Genomic DNA, 540 nt, shown 5'->3' on the forward strand with positions numbered 1-540 from the left:
GTCTCACAGGTCAAGCAAAGTGAGGCAATCGCTTCTGGTCTTGCAATAGTCGAAATGTCTTTATTGAAGGAAAGGCTTGGGCAAGTGCGAGGTAAAGTGAATGGTGTCTTATCTTCAAAATCGATTTCTGAGAGTAATCAAGTCTTAGTCAGTAGCTATTTTCACAATATTGAAGAGACCTTGTTTTTGCTTTCTTTAACACTTACAGGTGATGCTGATAAAAAATGGCTAGCAGAATTGACCAACTCACAAACTTATCAAGATGTAAAAAGCATTGTTGAAAAGCTTAATCAAGAAAGGGGTGAGGTATCTTTAAGCTATCCAACACCAGCAGATTGGTTTGCTCAGTCCACTGAGTTAATAGCTAAGGTCCGTAAGCATATTCTAAATAAGCAGCAAGCTTTAGAGTCGCTGATTGAGCAAAGTCGTAGTAGTGCAAATACTACTGTTTATGTCACGAGTGGCTTTGCCATTATTCTTATAGGTTTGTTCTTTGCTTTTGGGTTATTCGTTATTAAGTCGCTGGCGAGAAAAGTAACT

Annotated in this window: 1 protein-coding gene; it reads left to right on the plus strand. The window is 38.5% G+C overall.

All coding sequences use genetic code 11. The annotated features are described in order from the left end of the window. Positions 1–540: nitrate- and nitrite sensing domain-containing protein (locus E0L37_RS21270; RefSeq protein ID WP_205655676.1), on the plus strand; the 540-nt coding region annotated here is incomplete at both ends.

It is taken from the genome of Alcanivorax sp. 24, assembly GCF_004360225.1.
Classification (GTDB): domain Bacteria; phylum Pseudomonadota; class Gammaproteobacteria; order Pseudomonadales; family Alcanivoracaceae; genus Alloalcanivorax; species Alloalcanivorax xiamenensis.